General features: G+C 61.9%; 8 protein-coding genes. 7 read left to right on the plus strand and 1 reads right to left on the minus strand.

The window, feature by feature from the left end; all coding sequences use genetic code 11:
* Positions 1-275: XRE family transcriptional regulator (locus tag Q0H50_RS06745; RefSeq protein WP_294420774.1), on the plus strand; the 275-nt coding region annotated here is incomplete at its 5' end.
* A 750-nt stretch (positions 276-1,025) separates the two neighbouring features.
* On the opposite strand, the gene Q0H50_RS06750 is transcribed toward Q0H50_RS06745, so the two are convergent.
* Positions 1,026-1,733 carry a hypothetical protein gene (locus tag Q0H50_RS06750; protein ID WP_294420776.1) on the minus strand — a complete coding sequence of 236 codons (708 nt, stop codon included), beginning with the start codon at positions 1,731-1,733 and terminating at the stop codon, positions 1,026-1,028.
* A gap of 113 nt (positions 1,734-1,846) precedes the next feature.
* Here Q0H50_RS06750 and Q0H50_RS06755 point away from each other — a divergent pair, with 113 nt between their 5' ends.
* The 6 genes from Q0H50_RS06755 (at position 1,847) to Q0H50_RS06780 (ending at position 8,459) form a co-directional block, all read left to right on the plus strand.
* Positions 1,847-2,707: a DUF364 domain-containing protein gene (locus Q0H50_RS06755; protein ID WP_294420778.1), complete on the plus strand. Its 861-nt coding sequence runs from the start codon at positions 1,847-1,849 to the stop codon at positions 2,705-2,707.
* Between the two features lie 222 nt (positions 2,708-2,929).
* Positions 2,930-3,196 (plus strand): DUF4160 domain-containing protein, encoded by a 267-nt coding sequence (locus tag Q0H50_RS06760; RefSeq protein ID WP_294420780.1) that lies wholly within the window; start codon positions 2,930-2,932, stop codon positions 3,194-3,196.
* 10 nt (positions 3,197-3,206) lie between these two features.
* Entirely contained in the window at positions 3,207-3,473 is a 267-nt protein-coding gene (locus Q0H50_RS06765) for a DUF2442 domain-containing protein (RefSeq protein ID WP_294420782.1), read from the plus strand.
* Positions 3,474-3,621: 148 nt separating this feature from the next.
* The gene (locus Q0H50_RS06770) at positions 3,622-6,240 is read left to right on the plus strand and encodes an RNA helicase (protein ID WP_294420783.1); all 2,619 of its coding nucleotides are present in this window, start codon (positions 3,622-3,624) and stop codon (positions 6,238-6,240) included.
* Positions 6,241-6,486: 246 nt separating this feature from the next.
* On the plus strand, positions 6,487-7,425 hold the full coding sequence (locus Q0H50_RS06775) for a 3-hydroxyacyl-CoA dehydrogenase (protein ID WP_294420784.1): 939 nt from the start codon (positions 6,487-6,489) through the stop codon (positions 7,423-7,425).
* 659 nt (positions 7,426-8,084) lie between these two features.
* Positions 8,085-8,459, plus strand: coding sequence for a hypothetical protein (locus Q0H50_RS06780; protein WP_294420786.1), 375 nt, complete (start codon positions 8,085-8,087; stop codon positions 8,457-8,459).
* Positions 8,460-8,905 lie beyond the last annotated feature (446 nt).

Raw genomic sequence — 8,905 nt, forward strand, 5'->3', positions numbered from 1 at the left:
TCGAGTCCATCTCCGCCGCGCTCGGCGTTTCCGTCAACGCCCTCAAGGATTACGGCGTCGAGACCGCGGGCGACCTCGCGTCGCTGCTCGTGCGGCTCGAGGACTCCTTTGGCATCGTTCCCGCAGCCGACGGCTCGGGCCTCTCCCTGAACCCCAAGGCTCCACGCGCTCCCAAAGCCGCGATGGCGATCGAGCTGTGGGCAGAGAAGCGCGCGCAGCTCGAGAACGGCGAGATCGACGCCGCCGAGTACGAGGACTGGAAAGCCTCGCTGTAGCGGCTCCTCGCATTTCGCAATCAACGCAACCGAATCAGGACGCCAAGCTAGGCGGTGAGCGCCGCTCGCACCTGCGCATGCTGAGTTTTTACTCCCCATTGCATGCAAAGGCATTTCCAGCGTATATGGGGAGTAAATGGCGCGGTGGCTTACATGGCGGCACACGACAATACGCCAAGGCATTTCCCCTGGTTACTCCCGTTTTCATTGAGGCAGCTAGATTCTTTACTCCCCATTAACCACCTGGGGAAACGCCGTACGGAGACCGTAAAAACGCCTATTGAGTTCGATTTGAGTTTCACAGGCCCCGAAACGGCCCCTTTTCGCCTTCGGGGACAAAAATCGCACGTCTACTCACTCGGGATGAATCCTTACTCCCATTCCTCCGAATGCCGCCACGTACCCTGCCGTCTTGAAACACAGGGGAGTAAATGGCGAAATCGCAGGTGAAAGGGAGTAAAAAGGCAAAGAAAAAGCCCCCGTCCCGAAGCGGGAACGGAGGCCAGATCATCGTTTTTACTCACCGCCGTCGCTGGTGGCTTTGCCATGACTGTCGTACGAAAGGAAACTCAGCGGCACAGTGAGGCACTCAAAAATGCAGGTCAGAACCCTATCAGCCTACTCCCACTCGATGACCCTGGTTCTGCCGTCTCATCATTCTAGTTGCGCCCAGTTTTCCGCACTGGCGCGAAGCGTATGCTGCCGACCGACGTGAAGTCGCGTCTCGTCGGCTTCGGGGCAAAAGCCATGTTAACGTGCGCTCCCGGTGACCTTCACCGTTTCGAGCACGAGTTCGCGGGATGCGTCGTCGGGGCCGATGGCGGTTGCTTTGCCCCAGCGCGGCTTGAAGCGCCGGCGTGCGTCGTTGAGCAGCGTCTCGCGCACCACGGCTATGGCGTGGGGGAATTGCGGTGTGGGGCCGGCGTCTAGGATGGCCAGCGCGTTGGTCAGCCCGCATCCGCGCAGAAGTTCGAGACGGCCGAGCTCGTCCACCACGAGCATCGCGTGCGCGGCGAGCTGGGGTTCATTGGCGGCTTGCGCGGTCGTGGGGTTATCGGCGCCATCGTCGGCCGGCGTGATGCTCGCTTGTTTCGCTAGCGCGGCGAAGTGGGCGTTGACCTGCGCGATCGCGGTGTCGGAGATGGCCCAGCCCAGCTTCGCCGCCTTCGCCTGCGCCCCTTCCGCGAACGCCTCGCCCTCGGCGGCCAGGTCGCGGCGGCGTGCGAACCCGATGCGCTCGCCCTGCGGCAGCAGCACGTTGTCGATGCCCAGCTTCTCGAAACGCCCGGCCCCGTCGAAGCCGTGCTTGCCGCCGGGTTGTCCCTCGGGCCGCGGCACCCATTGCCCGGGCGCAACCACGCCCGCGACGCACGTGCCCGCTGCTTGCAGGCTGGCGCACAGGTTCTCCAGCCATCTGGTTTTGCCGATCTGCACGTCGCCGGTGAGTAGAAACAGCACGCTGACCCCTTCTTTCGTCCATAGGATGCGTTACATTATAGGCAAGCGGCGATAATACTGACGAAAGAATAGCCGTAAGCTGGCATTTTCGATGTCGTTAAGGAAGGGGCGTTATGGTAACGCAGCAGAATCAGGCGGGTTTGCGGGAGACGGCGGCAATCTCGTTTCCGGGCACGGAAGCGCCGGGGACCGCGTGGGACCTGTACAACCAGATGATCGCGGGCATTCCCGAGGGCGTGTTCGTGCGCGATTACTGTTTGGGGCTGAACTGGTCGTATGTCGAGGCGGATTGCGGCATGGGCGTGGCGTTCACCGTGCGCGGAGGGGGGGAGCGCACGTATAAGATGGATTTGCGCGGCATGGAGCTGCGCCAGGTGGCAGAGCTTCCGAAGTCCTGGTGCTTTCAGGAGGCCACGCTGGGCATCGCGGCGCTGAACGCGTGGTATTCGCGCCGCGAGCTGCTCGCCCCGCTCGGCTGCGAGTTCGCCGATCCCGCCGAGCATCATGGCGAGGACGAGGGCGGCGGCAACGGGCAGAAGCACGCGTTTTGCGCGTACAAGCCGCAAATCGCCGCCAAAGGCGATGCGAACGTCGTGGTCGTGGGGCATTTCCCGCACGTGGCGGATATCGCCGAGTACGCAAACCTCACCGTTTTGGAGCGGAACTGCCGCGACGGCCTGGACACGCCCGACCCGGGGTGCGAGTACGTGATGCCGCAGGCGGACTACGCGTTCATCGCCGGCGTGACGCTGATCAACAAAACGGCGCCGCGCCTGCTCGATCTGGCGCGCAATGCCGCCACGGTGATGGTGGGGCCGAGCGTGGTCATGCCGCCGGCGCTGTTCGAGCGCGGGGTGCACGAGCTGGCGGGCTCGGTCGTGAACGACCCCGAGCGCGCAAGGTTCGCGGTGGCCAACGGCGGCGGCCAGCTGTTCGGCCAGGCACTGGTCATGGCCAGCCTGAAGGCGGAATAGCGGATCGGCGTTTCCCCTGATAAACACTGTGGAATCCGAAAAGACGAACGTTTGTATTGACAGTACGGACGTTCGCTTATATACTGCTTGCAATGAGCCAGTGCGAACGCTCGGCGGTTAGCCGTGCCCAAGCTGGCGAAGGGTCCCGCCTTCGCCCATACCACGTTCGCAAGATCCTCTTCGCCACGGGAAGGCGGCGCGCCGCCTGGGAAGGGGACTGGTATGCCCGAGCTGAGCAGGTTTTACGGGATCGTCGTGAGAATGTATTTCGACGATGATCAGCAACACTCATTGCCTCATGTCCACGTGTACTACGGCAGCATGGACGCTTCGTATTCGTTGCAGGGAAAACTGCTTGGCGGTAAGATTCCGCCAAAGCAAGAGAAACTGCTTCTGGCCTGGATAGCCCTTCACGAGCAAGAATTGAACGAAAACTGGTTCTTGGCCAATAGCACCGGCGAATGCTATCGCATTCCGCCTTTGAGATAGGGGGTACGCCATGAAATGGGTTTGCGGTTTAAAGATTCTGTCTGTCGAACCTACCGAAAAGGGCACCCTTGTCATGAAGTGGTCCGATGGCACGACGCGCGTATTCGATCCTATGCCGCGATTGCAGGGCGATTTCATGGGTAGGTTGAGGGATTCCGGGTATTTCAAGAAGGTTCGCATCACGGAATTCGGCGATGCGGTCGAATGGCCTGCTGGCCAGGATTTCGCGCCTGAGTCGCTTTATGAGAACTCGGTGCTGTTAAGCGCTGGCGAGTAGAGGACTTCCTTCGGAACGCGGTTCCGCTTCGCAGGGGCGTTTGCTTGTGCAGTCGCGATACAATTTACATTGGACACACGAGCGTTCGACTTGCTGCTACAGCAAGTCGAACACATTAGATTCGCATGCTTTGTAAAGGAACTGCCCTATGGCTGATATTCATACGTTCGAAGGCGAGGACATCGTCGAGACGCTGGCTGCGCAAGCCGAAGGCCACGAGCCCGGCGAGCTGGGTGCGCTGGCCTACCATCTGTACGACACGAACCCGGAGCTCACCGAGGAGGAGGCGTTCGAGGCGTTCACCAACTGGGTTGCCGACCGCGGCATCGAGCTGTGGCCCCACCAGGAGGAAGCGCTCATGTCGCTCATGGTGGGCGACCACGTCATCTTGGGCACGCCCACGGGCAGCGGCAAAAGCCTGGTCGCGCTGGGCATGCACTTCATGGCCATGTGCTTTGGGGAGACCTCGTACTACACGGCGCCTATCAAAGCGCTGGTCAGCGAGAAGTTCTTCAACCTGGTTGAGCTGCTCGGCCGCGACAACGTGGGCATGATCACGGGCGATGTTCATATCAACACCGATGCGCCCGTCATCTGCTGCACCGAGGAGATCTTGGCGAACCAGGCGCTGCGCGAAGGACCGGATGCCCTTGTCCACAGCGTTGCCATGGACGAGTTCCACTTCTTCAGCGATACCGACCGTGGCTGGGCGTGGCAGGTGCCGCTGCTCACGCTGCCGAAAACGCAGTTTCTGCTTATGAGCGCCACGTTGGGCGACGTTACGCAGATCGCCGATCTGCTGCGCCGCCAAACCACGCGCGATGTCTCGAACGTCACCGACGCCCCGCGACCGGTGCCGCTGTCGTACGAATACGCGCTCACCCCGCTCGAGGGAACGGTCGAGCTTGCGCTGCGCAAGGACGAGGGCCCGCTGTACGTCGTGCATTTCTCGCAGGATGCGGCGCTTACCAGCGCGCAGAACCTGGCAAGCTACGGCGTGGCAACCAAGGAGCAGCGCGAGGCGGTCAAGGAGGCCATGAAGGGAGCGCAGTTCTCCACGGCGTTCGGCAAAACGCTGAAGCGCCTGCTGGGCTGCGGCGTGGGCGTGCATCATGCCGGCATGCTGCCGCGTTACCGCCTGCTGGTGGAAAAGCTAGCGCAGCAGGGCCTGCTGCCCGTCATCTGCGGCACCGACACGCTGGGCGTCGGCATCAACGTGCCCATCCACACCGTGGTGCTCACGCAGCTCACCAAGTTCGACGGTCGCAAGATGCGCCGCCTGCGCAGCCGCGAGTTCCACCAGATCGCCGGTCGCGCGGGCCGCTCGGGCTTCGATACCGAGGGCATGGTCATAGCCGAGGCCCCCGAGCACGAGATCGAGAACCACAAGGCCGAGGTGAAGGCCGCCGGCGACCCGAAGAAGCTCAAGAAGATCAAGAAGAAGCGCCCGCCCGAGAACTTTGTGAACTGGAACGAGGACACGTTCAACAAGCTCATCGAATCGGTTCCCGAGCAGCTGACGCCGCGCATGCGTATCACGCATTCCATGGTGCTGGCCGAAGTGGAGCAGGGCGGAAACGCCCGCGCCCGCGTCGACCAGCTTATCGAGGATTCGCTGCAGCCGGCGGAGGAGAAGGTCAAGCTTCACGTGCGCGCCGCCGAGGTGCTGCAAACGCTCATCGATGCCGACGTGGTGGTGCATGAGGTGGACGAGAACGGCGAGGACGTGTACTCGGTCACCATGGACCTGCCGGAGGACTTCGCGCTCGATCAACCGCTGTCGCCGTTTTTGCTGGCGGCGCTCGAGCTGCTCGACCCGGAAAGCCCCGAGTACGCGTTCGACCTGGTGTCCATGGTCGAGGCAACCTTGGAAGACCCGCGGCAGGTGCTGCGCGCGCAGGAGCGCAAGGCGCGCGATGCCGCCATGGCGGAGATGAAGATGGACGGCGTGGACTACGACGAGCGTTTGGAGCGCATCGCCGACGTCACGTATCCCAAGCCGCTGGAGGACCTGCTGGACGCGGCGTTCTCGAAGTACTGCGATGCGGTGCCGTGGGCGCGCGATTACTGCCTGCGGCCGAAATCGGTGCTGCGCGACATGTTGGAAAGCGCGGCGGACTTCAAGGGATACATCCAGAAGCTCGGCATCATGCGCTATGAGGGCATCTTGCTGCGCTACCTGTCCGAGGCGTTCCGCGGCCTTGACCGCACCGTTCCCGAGGATAAGCGCACCGAGCAGCTGAAGGACATCATCGCTTGGCTGGGCTTGATCGTGCGCAGCGTCGATAGCAGCTTGGTGGACGAATGGGAGAACGCCGGAGCGGTGCTGGACGCCGCTCCGCCCGACGCCGCCGATGCCGAAGCGGTCGTGCGCGATCGACGCGGGCTCACCGTGCTCGTGCGCAATGCCCTGTTCAGCCGTGTCCGCATGGCTGCTCATCGCGATACGGCGGGGCTTGGCGAGGCCGACGGCGATTGGGGCTTCGGCGAGCGCGCTTGGATGCAGGCCTTGGACGAGTACTACAAGGCGCATGAGGAGATCCTGCTGGATGCCGATGCGCGCTCGAAGGCCTATCTGATGTTCGACGAGGCGGATGAGGAAGAGCTGCACGTGTGGCATGTGCGCCAGATCTTCCACGATGAGGCGGGCGATAACGATTTCGTCATCGTCGCCGATGTGGACCTAGATGCCACGCAGGAAGGTGATGGCGTGGTGTTCGCGAACTACCGCGTGGGCTTTGCCGACGAGCTGCTTGACGAGTTCTAGTCGATTCCTCGGCGGTGCGGCTGCCTCTGCTGTCGCTGTGCGTGCGGGGGAGCGGCGGGTTTCGGGCGCTCGTCGGCGGCGATTCGCCGCTGCCGGACCCGTTGAGCGCCGGTAGCAACGAATTGCCACCGTTTGCGTGGCAAATGAATGCGGCTTCCTGGAGGCGTGCTAGGCTTATGGCGCGGGGCCCCAATCCGGTCTCGCGCCATAAGCAAGTTGAACATACGCGCGGATCGGAGGTCGGATATGACTATCAAGAACGTTGTCGTCGCCGGTGGCGGAGTACTGGGAAGTCAGATCGCATATCAGGCGGCATACAAGGGTTTCGCCGTTACGGTGTGGCTGCGAAGCGAAGGGTCCGTCGAGCGCGCCAGGCCGAAGTTCGAGCAGCTGCGTCAAACCTATCTGGCAACGCTCGAGGCGATGAAGAGCGACCCTGCGGCATATTGTCGCGGCTTGGCCGATACGCCCGAGCTTTCTGCTGACCAGATCGAGCAGCTGAAGCAGCGTGCGCAGCAGGCGTTCGAGAGCATCGTCTTCACCACCAGCTATGAGGCTGCGGCAAAGGATGCCGACCTGGTGATCGAGGCCATTGCGGAAGATCCCAAGCAAAAAGATGCGTTCTACGCGGAGCTGGCAAAGTATCTGCCGGAAAGCACCATCCTCGTCACCAACTCCTCCACATTGCTGCCTAGCCAGATCGCGGCGTCCACGGGCCGCCCCGAGAAGTTCCTGGCGCTGCATTTCGCCAATCGCATCTGGCGCAACAATACCGCTGAGGTCATGGGGCATCCTGGAACCGATCAGGCGGCCTACGATGAGGTGGTTCGTTTCGCCGCCGACCTGGGCATGGTGCCGTTGCAGCTGCACAAGGAGCAGCCCGGCTATATCCTGAACAGTATGCTCGTGCCGTTCCTGAACGCCGCCGAGGCGTTGTATGCAACCGGCGTCGCCGATCCGGAGACCATCGACAAAACGTGGATGCTTGGTACGGGCGCGCCTTTGGGCCCGTTCCGTATCTTGGATATCGTGGGCCTTACCACGGCGTATAACATCGTGGTGCTCGATCCGCGCACGAAAGACCCCGATTCCGTTCCCGCGAAGATCGCAGCAGCGCTTAAGGAGCGCATCGACGCAGGCAAAACGGGCGTTGACGCAGGCGAAGGGTTCTATCGCTACAACTAGGCTTGTGAGGCGGCCTTTTTATGAGGCCGCCTTTTGCAATAACCAGACCTGCGAGGCTGCTTCATTGCGAGGTCGTCTTCATCTCCAGCTAAGCTTGTGGGGCTGTTTCTTTCCGAGGCTGTTCCCGCTATGACTAGGCTTGCGAGGCTGTTTGTTTACGAGATGGCCTCCTGCAACAACTAGGCTTGCGGGACCGCTTCTTTATGAGTTCGTCTCCCGCTGCGACTAAGCTTACGCGGCTATCTGCCGCATAGGCAGGTCTTACGTTTGGCGTTCACGAGGGGCTCGAGAAAAAACCGGCGAATTTATCTCGAGTCCCATACATGGGACAGCAAAATCGTCGAGACGGCGTACCATGCGAAGCATCAACTAAGAAACACGCAGGTAAGGAGCCTGAAATGTTCGCCAAGAAGCACACGTCCATGTTCGGAGCATTTGCAAGCGATACGAAGGCGTCCCGCGGCCGTCATGCGCGTGTGGAAGGACGTGCGCAGTCCGCTCGCTGCGCATTCGAGAGTTCAGCCGGGCGGGCTCAGGCCTTTACGGGACAGCGTGCCTCGCGGTCTGCGTGCTGCGCAATCAAGGGGACTGCCGGGCAGGTTCGATCCTTTGCAGGTCAGTGCGCCTCGCAGCCCGTATGCTTTGATGAAGGCGAGTTCATGATCGATGGGTATGGCGCGTATGCGCCCTATGATCAGGCGACCGAGCGTTATGCCGCCGAGGACGTGATGCAGGCAGCGGGTCCAAACGAAGCTGCCGACGACGCGCCGTCGTGCGGTGGGGCTTCCTCCGCGCAGCTCGAGCGCATGTTCCAGGAGTTCTTCCGCATGGGCGCTGCCGTCGCCATCGGCGAGCTGTACGACGAGGGCATGCTGGGCGACAAGAACGCCGTGGCGTACGACGTGCGCGACTATCTGGAAAGCTTCGGCATCGCCAGCTTCGACGAGGTCTGCAAGCTGGGCATCACCGGCCCGTACCTCGAGGACTTCAAGCGGATTTTCGCTGAAAACGCCAGTTTCCCGCCAGCAGCATAGGGTTGCCTACGTGACCATCACTCACTCACTCACTCACTCACTCACTCACTCATGTTGCCCGGCCGGCTACTTGTTCTTCTTCCCATTCGTCTAGCGGCTGGCCGATTGCTCAGGTGGGCCACTTACCCTGACATCCTGTTGGCCGACCGTTTCGCCTGCCGTTGAGCACCATCTCGCGACTTCGCTGACCAGCCTACTTGCCTGCTCGCTGTCTATATGGCTCATCCATCCAGGTCGTTGGCCCCGCATCACCGTTCCGCCGGCAGGTTTTTCGTTCAATGAACACGGCGTCCTAGAATCTTTTGTCAGGACGCGACCAACTGTTGTCGGCCAGACGCCTGCGGCGCATCGGTGTGTGCCGGCTCCGCCGGTACCGTCAAGGATCTTTCGCAAATTTGCCGATGTCTAGGCGGGCCATCGGCGTTATCGGCCTACATCCCGCCCTC

Source organism: uncultured Senegalimassilia sp., from assembly GCF_934632265.1.
In the GTDB taxonomy this organism is placed as follows: Bacteria; Actinomycetota; Coriobacteriia; order Coriobacteriales; family Eggerthellaceae; genus Senegalimassilia.